This is a genomic window from Coprococcus sp. AF38-1 (assembly GCF_003603945.1).
GTDB classification, from domain to species: Bacteria; Bacillota; Clostridia; order Lachnospirales; family Lachnospiraceae; genus Coprococcus; species Coprococcus aceti.
The window spans coordinates 303,055-326,047 of sequence record NZ_QVGO01000004.1; the positions used below are offsets into that span (position 1 = coordinate 303,055).

Annotated in this window: 19 protein-coding genes and 3 tRNA genes; 15 read left to right on the plus strand and 7 right to left on the minus strand. The window is 40.7% G+C overall.

Annotated features, from left to right (window positions below; genetic code table 11):
- The 7 genes from mnmG to rpmH form a co-directional block, all read right to left on the minus strand.
- Positions 1 to 1,881, minus strand: a complete 1,881-nt coding sequence (mnmG, locus tag DW025_RS07630) for a tRNA uridine-5-carboxymethylaminomethyl(34) synthesis enzyme MnmG (RefSeq protein WP_119999435.1) — start codon at positions 1,879 to 1,881, stop codon at positions 1 to 3.
- A gap of 37 nt (positions 1,882 to 1,918) precedes the next feature.
- The gene (mnmE, locus tag DW025_RS07635) at positions 1,919 to 3,298 is read right to left on the minus strand and encodes a tRNA uridine-5-carboxymethylaminomethyl(34) synthesis GTPase MnmE (protein ID WP_117549928.1); all 1,380 of its coding nucleotides are present in this window, start codon (positions 3,296 to 3,298) and stop codon (positions 1,919 to 1,921) included.
- A gap of 183 nt (positions 3,299 to 3,481) precedes the next feature.
- Complete coding sequence (gene jag / locus DW025_RS07640; RefSeq protein ID WP_022217387.1) at positions 3,482 to 4,108, minus strand: RNA-binding cell elongation regulator Jag/EloR; 627 nt, start codon at positions 4,106 to 4,108, stop codon at positions 3,482 to 3,484.
- Positions 4,108 to 5,442: a YidC/Oxa1 family membrane protein insertase gene (locus DW025_RS07645; RefSeq protein WP_119999437.1), complete on the minus strand. Its 1,335-nt coding sequence runs from the start codon at positions 5,440 to 5,442 to the stop codon at positions 4,108 to 4,110. The genes jag and DW025_RS07645 overlap by 1 nt, the downstream gene beginning before the upstream one ends.
- A gap of 11 nt (positions 5,443 to 5,453) precedes the next feature.
- Entirely contained in the window at positions 5,454 to 5,666 is a 213-nt protein-coding gene (yidD, locus tag DW025_RS07650; protein WP_022217385.1) for a membrane protein insertion efficiency factor YidD, read from the minus strand.
- A gap of 4 nt (positions 5,667 to 5,670) precedes the next feature.
- Positions 5,671 to 6,012, minus strand: a complete 342-nt coding sequence (gene rnpA / locus DW025_RS07655) for a ribonuclease P protein component (RefSeq protein WP_022217384.1) — start codon at positions 6,010 to 6,012, stop codon at positions 5,671 to 5,673.
- A 77-nt stretch (positions 6,013 to 6,089) separates the two neighbouring features.
- On the minus strand, positions 6,090 to 6,224 hold the full coding sequence (gene rpmH, locus DW025_RS07660) for a 50S ribosomal protein L34 (protein WP_004852723.1): 135 nt from the start codon (positions 6,222 to 6,224) through the stop codon (positions 6,090 to 6,092).
- Positions 6,225 to 6,895: 671 nt separating this feature from the next.
- On the opposite strand from rpmH, the gene dnaA reads away from it, so the two are divergent.
- The 15 genes from dnaA (at position 6,896) to DW025_RS07735 (ending at position 22,993) form a co-directional block, all read left to right on the plus strand.
- Positions 6,896 to 8,263, plus strand: a complete 1,368-nt coding sequence (dnaA, locus tag DW025_RS07665) for a chromosomal replication initiator protein DnaA (RefSeq protein ID WP_022217383.1) — start codon at positions 6,896 to 6,898, stop codon at positions 8,261 to 8,263.
- 398 nt (positions 8,264 to 8,661) lie between these two features.
- Positions 8,662 to 9,768, plus strand: coding sequence for a DNA polymerase III subunit beta (gene dnaN / locus DW025_RS07670; RefSeq protein WP_022217382.1), 1,107 nt, complete (start codon positions 8,662 to 8,664; stop codon positions 9,766 to 9,768).
- Positions 9,769 to 9,782: 14 nt separating this feature from the next.
- Positions 9,783 to 9,992 (plus strand): RNA-binding S4 domain-containing protein, encoded by a 210-nt coding sequence (locus DW025_RS07675; protein ID WP_015534430.1) that lies wholly within the window; start codon positions 9,783 to 9,785, stop codon positions 9,990 to 9,992.
- A 32-nt stretch (positions 9,993 to 10,024) separates the two neighbouring features.
- The gene (recF, locus tag DW025_RS07680; protein ID WP_119999439.1) at positions 10,025 to 11,125 is read left to right on the plus strand and encodes a DNA replication/repair protein RecF; all 1,101 of its coding nucleotides are present in this window, start codon (positions 10,025 to 10,027) and stop codon (positions 11,123 to 11,125) included.
- Positions 11,126 to 11,127: 2 nt separating this feature from the next.
- Positions 11,128 to 13,047 carry a DNA topoisomerase (ATP-hydrolyzing) subunit B gene (gyrB, locus tag DW025_RS07685; RefSeq protein ID WP_117549934.1) on the plus strand — a complete coding sequence of 640 codons (1,920 nt, stop codon included), beginning with the start codon at positions 11,128 to 11,130 and terminating at the stop codon, positions 13,045 to 13,047.
- 59 nt (positions 13,048 to 13,106) lie between these two features.
- Positions 13,107 to 15,665: a DNA gyrase subunit A gene (gene gyrA / locus DW025_RS07690; protein WP_119999441.1), complete on the plus strand. Its 2,559-nt coding sequence runs from the start codon at positions 13,107 to 13,109 to the stop codon at positions 15,663 to 15,665.
- A gap of 225 nt (positions 15,666 to 15,890) precedes the next feature.
- Positions 15,891 to 16,166, plus strand: coding sequence for a hypothetical protein (locus DW025_RS07695; RefSeq protein WP_015534433.1), 276 nt, complete (start codon positions 15,891 to 15,893; stop codon positions 16,164 to 16,166).
- Between the two features lie 28 nt (positions 16,167 to 16,194).
- Positions 16,195 to 17,037, plus strand: a complete 843-nt coding sequence (locus DW025_RS07700; protein WP_119999443.1) for a fumarate hydratase — start codon at positions 16,195 to 16,197, stop codon at positions 17,035 to 17,037.
- Between the two features lie 18 nt (positions 17,038 to 17,055).
- On the plus strand, positions 17,056 to 17,652 hold the full coding sequence (locus DW025_RS07705; protein ID WP_119999445.1) for a Fe-S-containing hydro-lyase: 597 nt from the start codon (positions 17,056 to 17,058) through the stop codon (positions 17,650 to 17,652).
- A 192-nt stretch (positions 17,653 to 17,844) separates the two neighbouring features.
- Entirely contained in the window at positions 17,845 to 19,113 is a 1,269-nt protein-coding gene (locus DW025_RS07710) for a fibronectin type III domain-containing protein (RefSeq protein WP_119999447.1), read from the plus strand.
- A 183-nt stretch (positions 19,114 to 19,296) separates the two neighbouring features.
- Positions 19,297 to 19,384, plus strand: a tRNA-Ser gene (locus DW025_RS07715).
- A gap of 31 nt (positions 19,385 to 19,415) precedes the next feature.
- Positions 19,416 to 19,487: transfer RNA gene (locus tag DW025_RS07720), tRNA-Asn, on the plus strand.
- A 17-nt stretch (positions 19,488 to 19,504) separates the two neighbouring features.
- Positions 19,505 to 19,575 (plus strand) — tRNA-Cys (locus tag DW025_RS07725).
- A 116-nt stretch (positions 19,576 to 19,691) separates the two neighbouring features.
- Positions 19,692 to 21,161: an FHA domain-containing protein gene (locus tag DW025_RS07730; RefSeq protein WP_243104931.1), complete on the plus strand. Its 1,470-nt coding sequence runs from the start codon at positions 19,692 to 19,694 to the stop codon at positions 21,159 to 21,161.
- 140 nt (positions 21,162 to 21,301) lie between these two features.
- Positions 21,302 to 22,993: a tetratricopeptide repeat protein gene (locus tag DW025_RS07735; RefSeq protein WP_055272027.1), complete on the plus strand. Its 1,692-nt coding sequence runs from the start codon at positions 21,302 to 21,304 to the stop codon at positions 22,991 to 22,993.

Here is a 22,993-nt window from a genome sequence, read left to right on the forward strand (position 1 = left end):
TTAGTCTCTACCCTTCATCTTGAGATACACCAGCAATACTGATATATCAGCCGGAGAAACTCCTGATATTCTTGACGCCTGTCCAATATTTTCAGGTCTGATGAGAGACAGCTTCTGTCTGGCCTCGATTCTGAGATTTGATATATCATTATAGTCAATATCTGCCGGCAGCTTTTTCTTCTCCAGCTTCTTAAACTGATTTACCTGCTGATTCTGTCTGTCTATATATCCCTGATATTTTATGGTTATATTTATCTGTTCTATAACATCATCCGGAAGTTTGGTTCTTCCCTCATCTATTAGTTCAATCGCCTCATATGACAGTTCCGGTCTTCTTATAAGTTCTGCAAGAGATGCAGCAGTCTTAAGCCCTGTACTTCCAAGATCCTCAAGAAACTTCTGTATGGTTGAATTTGCTCCAACCATGGTGCTCTCAAGTCTCTGTATCTCATCCATTATCTGTTGTCTCTTCTTTGTAAATGCAGCATATCTCTTGTCATCTATAAGACCGATCTCATGTCCGATCTCCGTGAGTCTCAGATCAGCGTTATCCTGTCTGAGAAGAAGTCTGTACTCAGCTCTGGATGTCATCATTCTGTATGGCTCCGATGTCTCTTTTGTGACAAGATCATCTATAAGAACTCCTATATATGCCTGTGATCTGTCAAGAACCACCGCTTCCTTGCCCTGTACTTTTCTGGCAGCATTGATTCCTGCCATTATCCCCTGGGCTGCAGCCTCCTCATATCCTGAACTTCCATTTATCTGGCCGGCACCAAAAAGTCCTGATACACTCTTAAACTCCAGAGAAGGTTTTAAGTTAATGGCATTTATACAATCATACTCGATGGCATAAGCATTCCTTATTATCTTTGCATTCTCCAGCCCCTTCATGCTGTGTATCATCTCATACTGAACATCCTCAGGAAGAGAGCTGCTCATTCCACCCATATACATCTCATTCGTATATTCACCCTCAGGCTCAATAAATATCTGATGTCTGGTCTTATCAGGGAATTTCGTAACCTTATCCTCAATAGAAGGGCAGTATCTTGGTCCTGTACCCTCGATCACGCCTGAAAACAGAGGTGATCTGTCTATATTATCTCTGATTATCTCATGTGTCTTCTCATTTGTGTAACAGAGCCAGCATGATATTTGATCACGTCTTATATCCGCCTCAGTATTTGTAAATGAGAATGGAACTATCTTCTCATCGCCCTTCTGTTCCTCCATCTGAGAAAAATCTATCGTTCTTTTATCCAGTCTGGCAGGGGTTCCCGTCTTGAATCTTCTTATCTCTATCCCTGCATTCTTCATGGAATCTGACAAATAATTAGCTGCCATAAGTCCATTAGGTCCGGTGTGATATACGACATCTCCGTATATACATCTAGCCTTGAGGTATGTTCCTGTACACAAAACCACAGCCTTTGCAAAATAAGTTGCTCCCGAATATGTCTTTACACCCTTAACCACATTATCCTCGATGATAATTTCCGACACCTCTGCCTGTCTCAATGTGAGATTATCTGTATTCTCAAGGGTGTGCTTCATGGTTCTGGAATAATTTGCCTTGTCTGCCTGGGCACGAAGAGAGTGAACCGCCGGACCCTTAGACGCATTAAGCATCTTTGACTGAATATACGTCTTGTCTATATTCTTGCCCATCTCTCCGCCAAGTGCATCTATTTCCCTTACCAGATGTCCCTTAGAGCTTCCTCCTACATTCGGATTACATGGCATCATGGCCACACTGTCCATACTCACCGTAAAAATAATAGTATTCAGACCAAGTCTTGCACTTGCAAGAGCTGCCTCACATCCTGCATGTCCTGCCCCCACAACTACCACATCATATTCTTCATTCAAAACAGGCATACAAATGTCCTCCTTCCAGTACCTTATATCCTGCAATCTATTTTCCCATACAGAATTCCTTAAATATCTTATCAGCCAAATCATCTCTGGCAGTTTCACCTATTATCAAACCGAGATGTTCATACGCATCCATGAGATCAATGGAGAAAAAGTCTTCCTCCATTCCCATATCTATGCTTTCTTTAACCTTTAACAGTGCATTTTTGGTGCACACAAGTTCATTTTTGTGTCGGGTATTAGTGATATAAAGCTGATCATTATATGTCAGTGTACCCTCAAAAAACATCCTGTTCAGAAGCTCATACAATTCTTCACTGCCATCACCGGTCAGTGCTGACAACTGAATTATATCTGCATCTATATATTTCTTAATATCCGATTCGTCTATCTTCTTTTCCAGATCAGATTTGTTGAGTATCACAACAACATTCTTATCCTGTATTCTGGACATGATCCTGTGATCGTTCTCATCCAGGTCAATTGAACTGTCTACCACATAGAGCACAAGATCAGCTTTATCCACAGACTCTAATGCCTTATCCACACCTATCTTCTCAACTACATCATCTGTATCTCTTATTCCCGCAGTGTCAACTATGTTCAGAGTTATACCTCTTACATTTATCACTTCACTGAGCGTATCCCTGGTTGTGCCGGCCATATCTGTTACAATCGCCCTTTCTTCGCCCACAAACATATTCATCAGCGAAGACTTACCCGCATTCGGTTTACCAACAATAACCGTATTTATTCCCTCAGACAACACTTTTCCATTGTCAAATGTTGTCAAAAGGTTATCCACACTATCTACAAGGTTATCCACAATTATTTCTAACTTTTGTGGAAAACCATCCAGACTGTAGTGTTCAGGATCATCCAAAGCAGATTCAATAAACGCCACATTGTACAGAATCTGTTCTCTCATATCAATGATCTTATCCCTAAGTCTTCCCTGAAGCTGCTCCACAGACGTTCTGGCTGCAAAGTCATTCTTTGCATTTATTATATCCATAACGGATTCTGCCTGTGACAGATCTATCCTTCCACCGAGGAATGCTCTCTTTGTAAATTCTCCAGGTTCGGCTGCCCTTGCACCACATTTTATTACCAGATCAAGTATCTTTCGGAGAACTACTATACCTCCGTGACACTGAAGTTCACACACATCCTCACATGTGTACGTATGGGGAGCCTTCATGACCAGAAGTATAGCCTCATCTATCATTCTGTCATCCTCATACACACCACCAAATGCAGCAGTGTAAGATTTCATATTTACCGCTTTTTTGTTTTTATTTGCAGCGCGGAACAACATGTCTGTTATCTCACATGCCCTGTCTCCGCTGATCCTTATTATTCCAACTCCGGCATTACTCATACCGGTGGTTATAGCTGCAATGGTATCTTCCTTGAACATATCTGTCTTACACTTTTCCTTTCACCGTGATTAAACAACCTATCTATGTAGTGTACAACATTACCAATTCATTTTCCATATAAAAAGACTAAACTGCAACAAAAAAGAGACCATTTTCTCAAATGATCTCTTTCCTGTCACCATAAAATATTGCGATGATCTTTACACGCATCAGCGTGACTATTATTTCTTCTTGAGATATACAATAACCTTACGATATGGCTCCTCGCCCTCGCTTCTGGTTGCTACATACTTGTCGTTCTGAAGAGTAGCATGGATTATTCTTCTCTCATAAGGATTCATTGGCTCAAGAGCAAATGATCTCTTTGATCTCTTAACCTTGAATGCTATATTCTTGGCAAGATTCTCAAGTGTCTCTTTTCTTCTTGCTCTGTAGTTCTCTGTATCGAGCTTAACTCTGATACGTGACTCGCTCTTCTTATTGATAGCAAGTGTTATAATATACTGAAGAGCATCTAGAGTCTGTCCACGCTTTCCAATCAAAATTCCCATCTCTGGTCCCTCAAGATTGATAGACAGAACATTCTCTTCCTCATCAAAATCCATCTGGATCTCTGTCTGGATATCCATAGCCTTGAACAGGCTGTCAAGGTACTCCTTAACATCGTCCAGGAATGTCTTCTTTTTTCTTGCCTTTATGATACAAGGCTTTGAACCTATACCAAGAAATCCCTTTGTCTCTTCGCTGATAACTTCATACTCAAGATCTGTACTAGGGACTCCAAGTTCAACACTGGCCTGCATAAGGGCTTCATCTTTGGTCTTACCTTTGAATTCTAAGAATTCCATTATTTATTTCCTCCCTTATCGTTGCTATTGTTCTGGTACTTAAGCATTATATTCGCCTTAGCTCCTATACTGCCTGGTTTATAGTTTACATTTTCTCTGCGGGTTACATCATCACTGTCAACATTCACTGAATGTGCAGGATTAACATAACTCTTAAGTCTTGAAGAAGCCATCTTATTTATATTCTCTGACTGACTGTTCTCTGTTGGAACGTTACCATTCTGAGCATCCATCATTCTCTCATAGAAAGATTTCTTATCAGGGTTCTTCTTCTTTGCCTGCTTCTTGGCAGCCTTCTCGGCACACTTTGCAAGCAGCTCATCCTTGTCCTGATGATTATAATAAGCATCAACTATAAGCTGAGATATTATCATAATAACAGAACCAACTATCCAGTAAAGACCGATAGCTATAGGAAGAGTTATACAGAATATAAGTGACATGATAGGCATGTAGTACATCATACCCTTCATCATGTTGTTGGCTGTCTGCTGATTGCTATCCATGTTGCTATTCTGTGATGACTTCATGGATATCTTTGTCTGTAAGAACTGCATGAGAGCAGAAACGATAGGAACCACCAAAGCTATTGAAAGCTTCCATCCCGGTGCATCTGCAATATTCAGTCCAAACAGGAACTGGTTCATATTGTGGAACTGATCAACATAGCTTGTGAGAGTAGCATTACCTGTAAGATCAAGATTAGCTATCAGCTTATCCCAATCACTCTTAGAAAACTTATCAAGCACATCAATGATCTGATTCTTTGTAGGGTCATCACCCATCTGTTTCAATGCCATTGTAACTGTGCTTACCTTCGATTCACCTGCTACATCACTTATAGCTTTGATATAATCTGTCTTGGTACTCAGTATCTCTACGATCTTTCCGTATGTCTTTGTCATTGAAGGAACATACGCAGGTATGTTCTGGATAACCCTGTACAGACCATAGAATATAGGCAGCTGTATAAGCGAAGTCAGACATCCTGATGCCATACTGACACCATATTTCTTCTGGATCTTCTGAGTTTCCTGCTGCTGCTTCATCATTGAGTCCTGATCAGTCTTGCCTTTATATTTCTTTGTTGCCTTGGCAATCTCAGGCTGGATGAAACTCATGATCTTACTTGATCTCTGCTGCTTGAAATATAATGGGAACAGCGCGCCTCTCAGTACAAATGTGAACAAAATAACGCACACACTGAGATTGACGTATGTGAATCCCATATGGCTTCCAATAAATCCAACGAACATGTAAATCCAATTGAATATCTTACCGAGCAGCCAACAAACTGGTCCGAGTATCATTCCATCTTCTCTAGTTAGAAACATAATTTTCTCCTTTATGGAACTGGATCATATCCTCCTTTTGAAAAAGGATTGCATCTAAGTATCCTCCATACTGCAAGGAGACCACCTTTTAAAACTCCATACTTTTCGATAGCCTCAATTGCATACTGCGAACAAGTAGGAAAATACTTGCAGGTAGCATGTCCCTTAAGCGGTGACAAATACTTCCTGTAAAATTTGATTAAACCAATAAATATTTTTTTCATTTCTTTACCCTATGTGGCTTATCTTCTTTAACCCACACAAATGCATCAAAGCACTCTCAATGTCCTGACATTTCTTGTCCTTTGATGACGGTCTGGCTACTATCACTATGTCATAGCCAACATCAATATTTGCTCTGTTTAATCGGTAAGCTTCTCTAATCAATCTGGTTACCCTGTGTCTTACCACACTGTTACCAACTTTCTTACTAACAGAGATTCCGAGTCTGTTGTAATCCAAGCCGTTGCTTCTCAGATACATAACTAAATATTTATTGGCTACCGAATTCTTTGTGCTGTACACACTGCCAAACTCTCTGCTGTTTTTTAATGTAATCATCTTACTCATTGTGTAACCACCGAAACTTTGATTATTAGAAAAACTGTTGCTGTGACCCTATAAAAAAAGGTCACAACCATGTGACCTTACGCTGATAATTTCTTTCTTCCCTTAGCTCTTCTAGCGGCCAGTACCTTTCTGCCATTAGCAGTACTCATTCTCTTTCTAAAGCCATGAACCTTAGATCTCTGTCTCTTCTTAGGCTGGAATGTCATCTTCATTACAAAACACCTCCTTCTTTACAAATTTACTTGCCTATTATAAATAAATAGGTAATGTGAGTCAAGCCTTTTTTGCCGTTTTTCCTATATTTTATAAGGATTTCAGCCACTATTTGATAAAGGTGACGAATCGTTCTAGATTAATTAGGTGGATACATTAATATTAATCACAAAATGTTGTGGTTTCATAGATTAATCACATTTTTGTAAGCATTTAATTTTTGTTACCAGTCGCTTTACATAATGTTATCCACAATTTGTTGGTAACTTGTTGATAACTTTTTACTTTTGTGGGTTTAATTCTAAAAAACCCAGTATTTATCGCTGTTTGTGATGTTCACAAATATAAAACAGTCATTTTTTTTTATTTACATAAGTTTGAAAATAATAATTATTATGAAACTTATGTAACAAAGTTATCAACATTACATGTGGATTATACACAAATAAGATTTTTTATTAACTTTTTCATTTTTTGCCCCTTATTCTCGTTTATTTTGATTTTACCCCCAAATACGTGTACCTAACCGTATAAGCATGTAAAATCAAAATAAAGGCAATTTATCTTGTTTTTGACCTTAATATGCTTGAAATAGGGGTGCATTTATTATAAAATGTAATAGTGTTATTAATAATAGGAAGAATTATTTTTTTGAGGAAGGTTTTTTACGATGAAGGACTTAATATTAGCCAAGTGGAATGACATTTTGAATATACTTGAAAATGAACATGGAATTTCCCATATCATGATCCATACATGGATCGAACCTCTCAAGATATATTCAGTTGAGGATAACAAGGTCTATTTCACTCTGGACGAGGATTACGGACAGAGAGGCGTAGAATTTCTCAAGAGAAAATTATTTGATATATATCTTGAAACAGTTCTCAGAGAGCTCTTTCAGGATGATTCAATTCAGGTTATATTCACACTCGAGAGTCAGATGAGAAAGGATGAAAAGTCCCCTACATATTCAGAGGACTACAACGATGCCATTGCCAAGAGCAATCTCAGACCTGACTACACATTTGAGAACTTTATTGTTGGTGAGAGTAACAAGCACGCTCACGCAACATGTCTGGCAGTTGCCGATTCACCTGGACAGGACAAGTTCAATCCACTTTTCCTGTATGGAGGATCAGGCCTGGGCAAGACTCATCTTATGCAGTCCATAGCCCACTATATACTCCAGCACAATAGTAATATGAAGGTTCTCTATGTGCCATCGAACAAATTCACGAATGAGATCATAGAAGCAATCTCCAAGAATAAAACTGAAGAATTCAGAAACAAATACAGAACAGTGGATGTTCTTCTGATCGATGATATCCAGTACCTGATCGGTAAGGCAAGTACGCAGCAGGAATTCTTTGACACCTTCAATGCTCTTCATGACGAAGGTAAGCAGATAATCCTGTCTTCGGATAAGCCACCAAAGGAGATCAAGACTCTGGATGAGAGATTCAGATCAAGATTTGAGTGGGGTGTTCCTATCGACATCCACGCTCCTGATTATGAGACACGTATGGCTATCCTCAAGAACAAGGCTGAGATAAAGGGACTTACCGATATCATCAGCGAGGAGATATTTGAGTATATCGCCAACAATATAACCTACAACGTACGTGAGCTTGAGGGTGCGCTCAACAAGCTCAGCGTATATTCAGAGCTCGGAGATATCAAGATCACTGAGGAACTTGCCAAGAACGTCCTCAAGGATTTCATATCCAAGGATTCCAAGGTTACCATAACACCTGAGCTCATTATCAACACGGTTTCAGAGCATACGAATATATCAGTCAGTGACATCGTATCCACGAAGAGAAGCCAGGATATAGCCACTGCCCGTCAGATATCCATGTACCTGTGCAGAAAGTACACGGACAAGGGTCTGAAGAGTATAGGAGATGCATTTGGAGGAAAGGATCATTCCACCGTGCACAGCAATATACAGAAGGTTGAAGATAAGATTGAGAAGGATCCGGAATTTGCTGAGATGGTTGACGTCATAATCAAGAAGCTTAATCCACAAAAATAGCAAGTTATCCACATTTTTATCTTATAAACTCACTTATTTGTTTATAACCTTACAAACATAACGTGATTGTATATTGTTATTTGATGTTTGTTACATGTTGTTATGTGTTTGAGAATTGTTCTTACGTCAAATGAACCTGATTTTGACATGTTGGTAAATGGTCAGTTTATGAACAGGTTAAAATTGATTAGTAACATGGACACATAATTCTCAAAGCCTTGATTTGTAAGGGCTTGATACACTTTCAACATTATCAAAATCACTACTACTGATACTACTAATTATCTTAATATATTTATAGTTAAGCGCTCGCGCTGTTTGTTGTTATTTGAAGTTATACACACATATCATATTTTGATGATCATTATATTTGGACATGAAAGGAGATCACACTTAAAATGAAAATTTCCATAAGAAAATCTAACTTACTTCAGGGTATAAATATCGTATCAAAGGCTGTCTCAAACAAGACGACACATCCGATACTGTCTTGTATCCTGGTTGAAGCTGCAGGCGGTGTTATCAAGCTCACAGCTAATGACATGGAGATAGGAATAGAAAGTTATGTTGACGGTACTGTTATAGAGGATGGAAAGGTTGCACTCGAGGCAAAGCTTTTCTCAGATTTCATAAGAAAGCTTCCTGACAGCGACATAACTATAGAGAGTGATAAGGACAGCAAGACACTTATCAAGTGTGAGAGACTTGAGTTCAACATACCTGGAAAGTCAGGAGAGGATTTCTCCAATCTTCCTGTTGTATCAAAGGATAAGTTCATAACCATATCCCAGTTTGCGCTGAGAGAGGTTATCAATCAGACAATATTCTCTATATCAGATAATGAGAACAATAAGCTTATGACCGGTGAGTTATTTGAGGTATCAAACAATAAGCTCAGCGTGGTTTCTCTGGATGGACACAGAATATCCATCAGATATATAGAGCTCAAGGGAGATAATTCAGACATTAAGGTTGTAGTTCCAGGAAAATCCCTCAGCGACATAAGCAAGATCATGAACGGTGGAGTAGATGATCCTGTAAATATTTATTTCACTGACAACAATATATTATTTGAGTTTGACAATACAAAGGTTGTTTCAAGACTGATAGAGGGCGAGTATTTCAGAATAAGCCACATGCTCTCAGTTGATTATCAGATCAAGATGAAGATAAACAAGAGAGAGTTCCTTGACAGTTTGGACAGAGCAACTCTTCTTATAAAGGATTCAGACAAGAAGCCTATCAGACTCAGCATTGATGACAGAACTCTCGGTCTCAAGATCAGTTCTCTCATTGGTTCTCTGAATGAAGAGATAGATATTGAGAAGGAAGGTAACAACCTTGTTATAGGATTTAATCCAAAGCTTATAATAGATGCACTCAGAGTAATTGACGATGAGAATGTAACTATTTATTTCAACAATACAAAATCTCCATGTGTTATCAAGGATGATGCAGAGACATATATCTACCTTATCCTTCCTATGGGAATCAATGAAGAGTAAGAAGAGGTGAGAATATGGAGATAATCAAGTTAAGAGATGAGTTCATAAAGCTTGGACAGGCACTTAAGGCTGCCGGTCTGGTGGAGTCAGGAGTTGACGCAAAGGAGGTCATAGTTCAGGGACTGGTTGTGGTCAACGGTGAGATAGAGACCAGACGTGGAAGAAAGCTTTATGATGGTGATGAAGTAGAATTTGATGGTGATAAGATAAGTATTCAGAAATAATTGTGGTCGCCATCTTGCAGATGGTTAAGGTTATGTATATAGAGTCGATAGAACTGAGTAATTACAGAAATTACAGTAATGTGAAAGTAGAATTTGGAAAAAATACGAATATCCTGTACGGCGATAACGCCCAGGGCAAGACAAATATACTTGAATCCATATACATGGCAGCGACTACGAAGTCACACAGAAAAAATACGCAGGATAAAGATATCATAAAGATAGGTGAAGATGAGAGCCATATAAGATTATTTGTCAACAAGAAAGACATATCGCACAAGATAGATATGCATCTTCGAAAGAGCAAAAATAAGGGAGTGGCGATCGATGGCATACCCATAAGGAGGGCCACGGAATTATATGGTCTTCTCAATGTCATATTCTTTTCACCTGAAGATCTGACTATCATTAAAAATGGACCAGCCGAGAGGAGAAGGTTCATGGATCTTGAATTGTGTCAGATAAGCAGATTGTATTATCAGAATCTGGCATCATATAACAGGATACTCAATCAGCGAAATAATCTGTTAAAGCAGATTTATCATAACAGAAGTCTCATGGATACACTGGATGTGTGGAATATGCAGCTTGTGGACTATGGGTCGAGGATAATAAAAGAGAGAAGAAATTTTATCGACATGATGAATGAGATAATTGGGGAGATCCATAGTCATCTCACATCGGGCAAGGAAAAGCTAGAGATAGTGTATGAGTGCAATGTCGATGAAGATAAATTCGATGAGACACTTCAGGAAAAGACTGAGATGGATATCAGATATTCAAGTACACAGTCTGGTCCACACAGAGATGATATAAGTTTTCTCATAAATGGAATAGACGCCAGAAAATATGGTTCACAGGGACAGCAGAGAACAGTTGCCCTGTCACTCAAGATGGCGGAGATAAAACTTGTAAAAAGGATAATCAATGATAATCCGATATTGCTTCTGGACGATGTCATGAGCGAGCTGGACACCAGCAGACGTGATGCATTGATAGAAGAGATAAAAGATATACAGACTATCATAACCTGTACGGGATATGATGATTTTGTTAAAGAGCAGGTAATAATCAACAATGTTTATAGCGTGGTGGAGGGAACGACCACCAGAGTAAGAACGGAGGAAGCATGACAATGGAAAATGATAATTATGGAGCTGAACAGATACAGGTTCTGGAGGGACTGGAAGCAGTCAGAAAGAGACCTGGTATGTACATAGGAAGTACATCCTCCACTGGACTTCACCATCTTGTATATGAGATAGTTGATAATTCTGTAGATGAGGCTCTGGCAGGATATTGTACCCACATTCAGGTGTATATAAATGAGGATAACTCCATCACCGTAGTGGATGATGGACGAGGAATTCCTGTTGGAATACATAAAAAGCAGGGAATACCTGCTGTTGAGGTGGTATTTACCATACTTCATGCCGGCGGAAAGTTCGGCGGTGGAGGATATAAGGTATCCGGAGGACTTCACGGTGTTGGTGCATCAGTTGTAAATGCACTTTCAACATGGCTTGAAGTCGAGATTACCAGAGATGGCAAGGTGTACAAGCAGAGATATGAGAAGGGCAAGGTTATGTACAAGCTTCAGGTTATAGGTGAAGCACCTGAGGGAGTATCAGGAACAAAGGTTACATTCCTGCCGGATCATACAATATTTGAAGATAACATATACGATTACGATATACTGAGAAACAGACTTCGTGAGATGGCATTCCTTACAAAGGGCCTGAAGATAAGTCTTACAGACAAGAGACTTATTCCTGAGAAAGTAAGATCATTCCACTATGAGGGTGGTATAAAGGAGTTTGTAACATATCTGAACAGACACAGAGATCCTCTGTACAATGAGGTAATCTACTGTGAGGGAGTCAGAGATGGAATAAGTGTTGAGGTGGCACTTCAGCACAATGATTCATACAATGAATCCACATACAGCTTTGTAAATAACATCAACACACCTGAGGGTGGAACACATCTGACAGGATTTAAGTCAGCCATAACAAAGGTGTTCAATGATTATGCAAGAAAGAATAATATTATCAAGGATAAGGATGACAATCTCTCGGGTGATGATCTGAGAGAGGGACTTGCAGCCATCGTATCTATCAAGATAAGTGATCCTCAGTTCGAGGGTCAGACAAAGCAGAAGCTTGGTAATTCAGAGGCAAGACCTGCAGTTGAGAGTGTTGTAACTGAGCAGCTTACATATTATCTTGAGCAGAATCCGCAGATTGCTAAGATAATTGTGAATAAAGCGGCTGTTGCACAGAGAGCCAGAATAGCTGCAAGAAAGGCAAGGGATGTTGCAAGGAAGGCAAATCTTTCAGACAACATGGCACTTCCTGGAAAGCTTGCGGATTGTTCAGACAAGGATCCAAAGAACTGTGAGATATACATAGTCGAGGGAGATTCCGCCGGTGGTTCAGCTAAGACAGCGAGATCAAGAGCAACACAGGCCATACTTCCACTCAGAGGTAAGATCCTTAATGTTGAGAAGGCAAGAATAGACAGAATCCTTGGAAATGAAGAGATCAAAGCCATGATCACCGCATTTGGAACAGGTATCCATGAGAACTTCAATATAGAGAAGCTCAGATATAACAAGATCATCATCATGACCGATGCCGATGTGGATGGAGCTCATATAGCAACTCTTCTCCTCACATTCTTCTACAGATTCATGCCTGATCTTATCAGAAAGGGTCATGTATATCTGGCACAGCCACCACTTTACAAGCTGGAGAAGAACAAGAAGGTATGGTATGCGTACAGTGATGATGAGCTGAACAGTATACTTGATGAAGTCGGAAGAGATCAGAACAACAAGATACAGCGATACAAGGGACTTGGAGAGATGGATGCAGAACAGCTCTGGGAGACAACCATGGATCCAGAAAAACGAATTCTTCTCAGAGTGGCAATTGATGATGACGATGAGTCAGAGATCGATATGACATTCAATGTACTCATGGGAGATAAGGTTGAACCACGTCGTGAGTTTATAGAGACAAATGCCAAGTATGTAAAGAATCTCGATATATAGTATATTGATTAAATAAAAGTGATAAATACAACAAATATCGAGAGAAAGGAAATCAAAAAATGGATGACGATAAGATTTTTGATAAAATAGATGAAGTTGGTCTGAAAAAGACAATGGAGCGTTCATATATAGATTATGCCATGAGCGTTATCGCTGCCAGAGCTCTTCCTGATGTAAGAGATGGTCTTAAACCTGTTCAGCGAAGAATACTTCATTCTATGATAGAACTTAACAATGGACCTGATAAGCCACACCGTAAATGTGCCCGTATCGTCGGTGATACAATGGGTAAATATCATCCACATGGAGACAGTTCAATATACGAGGCACTTGTAAAGCTGGCTCAGGAGTGGAATACCAGATATCCACTTGTGGATGGACATGGAAACTTTGGATCGGTCGATGGTGACCATGCCGCTGCCATGCGATATACAGAGGCAAGACTTTCCAAGATATCCATGGAAATGATGGCAGATATAAACAAAGATACAGTTGATTTCACACCTAACTTTGATGGTACAGAGAAAGAACCTGTGGTACTACCATCACGTTATCCTAATCTATTGGTGAATGGTACATCAGGTATCGCAGTAGGTATGGCTACCAATATTCCACCACATAATTTAAAGGAAACTATCGATGCAGCCATAAAGATCATCGATAACAGAGTGGAAGAAGGACGTGAGACAGAGATAGATGAGATCATGGACATAGTAAAGGGTCCAGATTTCCCTACAGGCGCACAGATACTGGGCAGACAGGGAATAAACGATGCATATAGAACAGGTCGAGGCAAGATAAAAGTACGTGCAATCACAGAAATCGAAACAATGAACAACGGAAAGCACCGCATTGTTGTAACCGAACTACCATATATGGTAAATAAATCACTTCTTATAAAGAATATGGTCGATCTTGTCAAGAACAAGAGAATCGATGGAATCACAGATATAAGAGATGAGTCTTCAAGAGAGGGAATGAGAGTTGTCATTGAGCTTAGAAAGGATGTCAATGCCAATGTAATACTCAACCAGCTCTTCAAGCACACACAGCTCCAGGATACATTTGGATGTATCATGCTGGCTCTGGTGGATGGAGTACCTAAGATACTCAACATCAAGGACATGCTCACATACTACCTGAAGCATCAGGAGGATGTTGTCACAAGAAGAACAAAGTATGATCTGAACAAGGCTGAGGAGAGAGCCCACATATTACAGGGTTATCTCATAGCACTGGACAACATAGATGAGGTCATCACGATCATCAGAAATTCAAAGAATGTTGGAGAGGCTAAGGCAAAGCTGATCGAAAGATTTGGACTTTCCGAGGCACAGGCCGGAGCAATCGTTGATATGAGACTCCGTGCTCTGACAGGTTTGGAAAGAGAGAAGATCGAGAACGAGTACAATGAGCTTATTGCGAAGATAGCTGAGTACAAGGAGATACTTGCAGATGAGAATAAGCTTCTCGGAGTTATCAAGAATGAGCTTGCAGCGATAGCTGACAAGTACGGTGATGAGAGAAGAACATCCATAACTGCATATTCAGATGATATAACAGATGAGGAGCTTATCAAGAGAGAAGAGATAGTTATCTCCATGACAAAGCTCGGATATATCAAGAGAATGCCAAAGGATACCTTCAAGGTACAGAACAGAGGCGGCAAGGGTATCAAGGGAATGAACACCATCGACAACGATATAATCGATGAGATATTCCTTACTAATACCCACAACTTCATAATGTTCTTCACCAATATGGGAAGAGTATATAGAATGAAGGGATACGAGATACCTGAGTCGGGACGTAATGCAAGGGGTGTTGCGATAGTCAACCTTCTTCAGCTTCTTCCTGGTGAGAAGGTAACAGCCATAATTCCTATAGCCGGATTTGACAAGAAGTATCTCATGATGGCTACAAAGAATGGTATTGTAAAGAAGACCAAGATAGAGGCATTTGAGAATATAAGAAAGACCGGTCTGGCAGCCATAACACTGAATGAGGGAGATGAACTCATAGAGGTTAAGGCAACGAGCGGTGAGAATGATGTATTTCTTGTAACTGCCAAGGGTATGTGTATCAGATTCAATGAGGAATGTGTCCGTGATACAGGACGTACATCCATGGGTGTACGTGGAATAAGATGCGACAAGGGCGATGAAGTTATAGCAATGCAGCTTGATGTTCAGGGCGACGAGATGCTCTTCGTAACCACAAAGGGTATGGGTAAGAGAACTGAACTGTCAGAATTTGCCCCTCAGATGAGAGGCGGTAAGGGTGTCAAATGTTACAGGATAACCGAGAAGACCGGTGACATCGTCAGCGCAAAGGCCGTGACAAATGACCATGACATTATGATGATGACCAATGAGGGAATCATGATCAGAATGCATTGTTCAGATATAACTGTAATAGGAAGAATAACCTCAGGTGTCAAGCTTATGAATATCGGCAAGGATGGCAACACATTTGTGGCATCTGTTGCAAAGCTTGCAAGAAGTGATGAAGATGAAGAGGCAGAGGACTCAGAAAATCCAGAATCAGCAGAAAATGAAGTATCAGAGAATGTAGAGAACGATACGGAGAATGATGCCGAGAGTAATTCAGAGGAGTAATTATAATTACAAATAAAGATAGATGTACTGTGTTGTAATATGCAAGACAGTACATCTTTTTTTATGTCCATGGATGTTTACAGATTGTGTGCAAATAGCCGTTATGATATACTTATCTTGGATTACACATTGGGAGAAAATAATCCTGAACGCAGGATTTTGAAGGTTATTATAAAGAGATTGGAATTATGGGAAAATACAACAAAATTATTGGGGGTAAAAGGCATGACGGCGAATGTGATACAGGTGGTGGCATCGGCAGCTACAACGGCTGCATCTACGGTTACAGAGGCAACAACGGAAGGAAAACTGGACAAGATATTCCAGAGCTCCGAGAAGGCGTCTGAACTTTCTTACAGTATAATGAACATCATATATATATTGGCGGCGATGATCATAGTTGTTGCGATATTTACAGTGGTGTTATACATATACAAATTCATCATGAACAGGAGAGATCCAAACTACAAAAAGAACGATGATACGTTCCTGGATGATTAAAACAAATTTATAAAATGGCGGTGAAGAGATGAGAGTTATTGCAGCAGAAGAGATTACCAGAAATGTAAGGGAGATGTGCATCGAAGCAAATGTAAATCTGTCTGAGGATATGGAGAAGGCGGTCAGGGATTCAGTAGAATCTGAGGACAGTCCGCTCGGAAAACAGATACTTGGACAGTTATGTGAGAATCTGGATATAGCAAAGGAGAATGATATTCCTATCTGTCAGGATACGGGAATGGCTGTTTTCTTTGTGAATGTTGGACAGGATGTACATATAGAAGGAATGAACATAACTGATGCCATAAACGAAGGTGTGAGACAGGGATACACTGACGGATACCTGAGAAAATCAGTGGTAAAGGATCCTCTTATCAGAGAAAATACAAAGGACAATACCCCGGCAATCATACATTATGATATAGTTCCGGGAGATAAAATAGAGATAACTATAGCTCCAAAGGGATTTGGAAGCGAGAATATGAGCAAGGTGTACATGCTCAAGCCGGCAGATGGAGAAGAGGGTGTGAAAGCTGCTGTTCTTCAGGCTGTAAAGGATGCAGGACCAAATGCATGTCCTCCCGTATTTGTAGGTGTGGGTCTTGGAGGAGACTTTGAGCTCGTTGCGAAGCTTGCAAAGAAGGCTCTTACAAGAAAGGTCGGAGTTCACTCAGACAGAGAGCATATAGCAAGGATAGAGAGTGAGCTTCTGGAGATGATCAACAACACTGGAATAGGACCTGGCGGTCTTGGAGGAAAGACCACGGCACTGGCTGTGAACATAGAGACATATGCCACTCACATAGCCGGAATGCCATTGGCAGTTAATATGTGCTGTCATGTGAACAGACACGTTACGAGAGTATTATAGGAGGAGGTTAGGTTCATCATGGATAGACATATAAAGGCACCATTTGACAGAGAAGAGGTAAAGACCCTCAAGGCAGGGGATTATGTATATATAGATGGAATAGTGTACAGTGCCAGGGATGCCGCACACAAGAGAATGTATGATGCCATCATGGAATCAGGATGCGTGGACGCCAGTGGAACTGAGTTATACGAGAAGGGCATAGTTCCTATAGACCTTAACGGCAATGTGATATATTATCTCGGACCGACACCGGCAAAGCCTGGACAGGTCATAGGATCGGCGGGACCGACAACCAGCAGCAGAATGGACAAATACACTCCACTCATTCTCAGCAAGGGTCTGTGTGGAATGATAGGAAAGGGAAAGAGAAGCCCGGAGGTTATACAGGCAATAATCGACAACAAGGCTGTGTATCTGGCAGCCGTTGGTGGTGCAGGAGCGCTTCTCTCCAAATGTATCAAGAAATCCGAGGTGATCGCATACGATGATCTCGGAACAGAGGCTATAAGGAAGATGACAGTGGAGAATTTCCCAGCTATTGTGGTTATAGATTCAGAGGGACACAACCTGTATGAAACAGCGGTAAAGGATTATTTTGAGCAGAATAAATAATACAGGAATAAAATAAAAAGTATACAGAATCTCAACAATGAATTAGCAAAAATGCACAAAATAATTGTTGAATATTACAGTCACAATAATGTTGACTAAAATATATTAAACTTGTAAAATTTTAATATGAGTTAGTCTCATATTAAATTAATTGTTGTATTAACAAGGGAAAGAAGAAAAAGGAGAGATTTAATGAGAAGAGAAAAAGTTTTCAACAGATCGTTATTGATCCTTGCAATCATGTCAATCATGCTCTTTGCAATGACAATAACAGCATCGGCAGCATCAGGAAGAGCAGTAACAAATCTTCAGCAGACAGATGATACCAAGACAAGTGTCACAGTTCAGTGGAGCGGTAATTATGGAGAGGAATACTTAGTGTATTTATCCCAGGATAGATCTTCAGGATATCAGGCATTAAGTTCTTATACTTCAACATCAAATAAGAAGTATATTTACAATCTTCAGGCCGGCAGAGCATACTATGTAATAGTTCAGACATATGTCAACAAGCAGCTTGTTGGACAGTCAGATCCTCTTCAGGTCATAACAACTCCTGAGAGCGTAGATTACAAGTCAATAAAGCAGACTTCAGGCACAAAGAATAAGATCGGTTTACAGTGGAACAGAGTTTCAGGTGTAACAGGATATGTAGTTGCCAAGATCAGCGGTTCAAAGGTTGAGGCTCAGTATAATGTTACTACAAACAAGGCAACTGTACCTGCAAAGGCCGGAACACATTATAGTGGATATTATGTATATTCATATAAGAGATCAGAGTCAAACTACATAGCACTTGGTTATGGACAGTCAACAGGTACACTCTACTCAGCACCTGTTAACCCACAGTATGTTGCCGATGCAAAGGCAGGAACTCTTATATGGAGCCCAGCTAAGAGAGGAAATGTAATAACAATCGGATGGAAGGCAAATCCAAACTATGACTATCCTACAGGATATCAGGTTCAGATCTACTCTCTCAACGGAAAGACCAGATTATACACAACAAAGGCTACAACAAAGACTAGCGTTAAGATCAACAACGCAAGGGTTCGTAAGGCAATCAACAACAAGGGATTCAAGGTAAGAATCCGTGCATACAAAGAGGCAAATGGTGGTGCTAAGTGCTGGAGTGACTGGTCAGCATTCAAGACGATCATACCTCAGGCATGTGTAAAGAAGAATAATGTAACTTCTGTAAGCAGCACTTCTGCAAAGGTTAAATGGAAGAAAGTAGCAAATACAAAGTATTATCTTGTATACTATACAAAGAATCCATACGCTTCAAATGCAAAATGGATAAAGAAAAAGGTAAGTGCTAAGAGCAGCTCTTATACAATAAGAGGTCTTAAGGCATATTCTACATTTGGAGTATATGTTATCCCTGTTGTCAAGGTAGGAGGAAAGACCTACAGAGGACAGGCTTGTGAGTATATAAGATGCAGTTACTACTATAGATAAGATAGTAAGAAACATCTACAAAACGATAAGAGGGCGGATACAAAAAGTATCCGCCTTTTTTGTCGATTTTAGGCTTATTATTTTCTTGTAAAAACTCCTTGACATTCACTGCCAGGTTTGGTATTATAAACAAGCGTCAAAAATTAAATACTCTTTGGTAGGAGATTTTTATTTAGGCATTTTGCAGAAGTACTCAAGTGGCTGAAGAGGCGCCCCTGCTAAGGGTGTAGGCCGTTTGCGCGGCGCGAGGGTTCAAATCCCTCCTTCTGCGTTTCCTTTTTTGGAGATGCTTATGACGTTATTCCTCGATAGCTCAATGGTAGAGCACTCGGCTGTTAACCGAGGGGTTGTAGGTTCGAGCCCTACTCGGGGAGCTTTAATTAAATAATATGGTGCGATAGCCAAGTGGTAAGGCCCCGGTCTGCAACACCGTCATCGCCGGTTCAAATCCGGCTCGCACCTCTCAAGCGGAAGATATATGTAATATATATCTTCCTTTTTTTGTAACCTTGAATATGCTTTTTTTGTCTGTTATACTGTAGAGGTATATTGGCTATTGAAATAGTAGGAGGTGGGGTATGACTCAAATTTTAAAAGATTCAATAAAAATTGAATACAAACTTGATCAGGTTACTCCTATTAGCAAATATGAAATGAATGCCTATAATGTGCCTTTTGCAGGCAACACAAGCATGTGCAGGGAAGTGTTTGTTAAGGGGGAAAGAAAACTCGAATTCTCAATAGATGGGGATATGAGTCTTAGTCAGATAATGCAGAAACCGGTTTTCAGGGATGAACTGGTGGAATACATATTCAGCATAAGCAAGCAGCTTGTGTCAGTCATACAGAATGGACTAGCACTCGAGAAGGTAGTGTGGGATACGAATTATATGTATGTGAGATTTAGTGACTTCTCCATACAGCTTCTGTATCTTCCATTTGAAAGCAAATTTGACAAGAAGGACATTGGGGAGTTCGTGAAGAGCATCTTGTCAGGATTTGTCTATGCACACACACCAGCCATAGAATGTGCTAACCAGATAGTTGATTATTTCAACGATCACAGGGAGTTTGATGCATTTCATTTCAATGAATTCGTGTCAGATCTCAGAGCATCAAGTCAGCTTCTTATAATACAGGGTGAAAAGGGCAAGAGTAAGGTACTCACTTCAAATGACAATAATAAAGAGTTTGCAATCCACAAAGCCGAGGAGGCAGCCAGAAAGGCTGAAGAGGCAAGAATGCAGGCCGAGAATGAGGTAAAGAGACAGATAGAGGAAGCAAAGTATCAGGCGGAAGTTGCCAGACAGGCAGAGGAGACCCGTATGAAGGCCGAGGCGGCAAGGGTCGAAGCCGAGATATGGAGACAGAAGGTCACTGCTGAGGCAAAGGATTATGAGCAGACAGCGGTACTCACAGCTCAGGATATGTACTCATATCAGGGCAATTCCGATGACAGTGAGAGGCTTAAGGCTGAAGAAATGTTCAGGAATGCCGAGGAGGAGCGAATCAGGGCAGAGAAGGTTTCATCGCAGTATGCAGATGAGATAAGACGTGCCAGAGAGCAGGAGATGCATGCTGAGGAGGCTAGAATGCAGGCAGAATTTGCAGCCCGCAAGAATGCTGAGGAGGCTAAGAGACAGGCAGACCTTGCAAAGCTCAAGGCGGAGGAAGCCAAGAGACTCAGCGAGCAGCCGGATGAGGAGCCACCTACAACACTGTTCAGCAACAGAACACTTGTCACAGGCAGCAAGCCGACCCTCACCAGAAAGACTACGGGTGAGAGCGTTCAGATTAATAAACAGGTATTCTGTATTGGCAAGGCTGATCAGGGTGTTGACTATAAGGTAACAGGAAACAAGTCTATAAGTAGAAGACATGCCTATATCACCAGTATCAATGGAACACATTATCTGAGAGATAACAACTCAACAAACCATACATTCCTGAACGGAACTCAGGTGTACAGCAATGTTGATGTGGCTATCCCTGATAACAGTGTGATAAGGCTTTCAAATGAGGAGTTCATATTCAGGATAAATTCTTAAATATGAAGTTCGATAAATGTAATAAATCAGGTTGATCCGTAAGGGATGTGTCAAGTTTTCTATGAAAACTTGACATGTAGCTCCAGCCATTTGCCGAAGGCAAATTTTGCATGGCTGGAGTTCAAGATGGAGGAAGAGATATGTATTGTGATAATTGTGGTTGTGAATTGGGGGAGAACGTAAGAAAGTGTCCTGTCTGTGGAAAAGAATTTCCTTTGATAGAGCCGGAAGTTGACGACAGCACAACTGTGCTTACAAGTGAGCCGGACGTCGATGAGGACGATGACAGCACAACTGTCCTGACAGGCGGAACACAGGGCATGCCTCAGATGATGCAGCAGCCACAGGGTAATCCTGTGCCACCGCAGCAGCCTCAGATGGGAATGCCACAACCTCAGATAATGCCACAGGAAGGCGCCGATATAATGATAAAGAAAAAGGGCGAGAAGAAGGGTATGAGCAAGGGTGCAAAGGCCGCACTCATAGCTATACCAGTGGCTATCGTCATCGCTATAGGCGTCTTTGCATTTATATTTGTTCCAAAGTTTAGAAAGTATAACGAGGCCAACGACCTCATGGACCAGGGAAAGGTTGAAGAGGCCGTGACACTGTATAAGGATCTTGGAAAATTCAAGGATTCCTATACAAAGGCAAACGGAGACGCTTATTATGAGTATGCCGAGGGTCTTGAAAAAGAAGGCAAGAACCTTGAGGCGGCTGAATATTATAAGAAGTCAGGCAACAGCAGAAAGGCTGCAGAGAACTACAGCAAGTCATCTGACGGTGACGAGGAGAGTTTCAGCAGCGATGACGCATTTGATAAGGCTTATCAGTGTTATTACAATGCGGGAATGGATCAGATGAATGCGGCATCCTACGATGCAGCCATAGATGCATTCAACAATGCAGGCTCATACAAGGATGCATCGGACAAGGTTATCGAGTGTACATATAAGAAAGCGGAGGCACTTATAACAGCCAAGAAGTACGATGACGCCATCAGTATTCTGTCAACCATAGAGGAGTACAGCGATTCCCAGACTCTTCTTGCAAAGTGCTATTACAACAAGGCATCAGAGCTGCTCGACAGCGGCAAATATGACGATGCGTATGATATGTACATGAAGTCAGAATTTGATGACTACAAGAACAAGGCCAGTGAGTGTACATACAAGAAGGCAGAGCAGTATTACAAGAACAAGGATTACGAGAATGCCATCAAGAGCTATGATAAGGTTGACAAGGATTACAAGGACTGTGTAGCTGAGAAAGACAAGTGTTATCAGGCACTTGGAGCCCAGGCATACAAGGACAAGGAATACAAGAAGTCAGTTGATTACTATGAGAAGGTAGTCAAGACTGATGTGTCCAAGAAGATAGCAAATGGAAAGCTTGCATTTGCAAATGCAAATAAGAACGCAGCCAATGAGACTACAATGACGTATCTCGGAGAACTCAGATACGACGGCAACGAGAAGGCTCAGAAGCTGTATTCAGAGCTTGTGAAGTGGAATATAGAATCATTTGTAAACAGCAGTGAAAAAGATCTTGATAAGGGATCTAACAGCATCAAGACAAAGGATGGATCAGATATATATATTCATACGTCATTTGGATTTGACGGTGATGACTCTATGAAGATATCGGGATACGTTGTGTATGCGGATGGAAACAAGTCTGACGTCATAACATTCTCAGATCCTGTGGTTGACGGCTGGTCAACATGGGTCAAGATATCAGGTGACAGCGCACCTAAGGGTGTAACATATCTGTATCTTCAGAACGAGACGACCAAGAAGATCATAGAGGTATATCCGTTCACAATAAAGTAA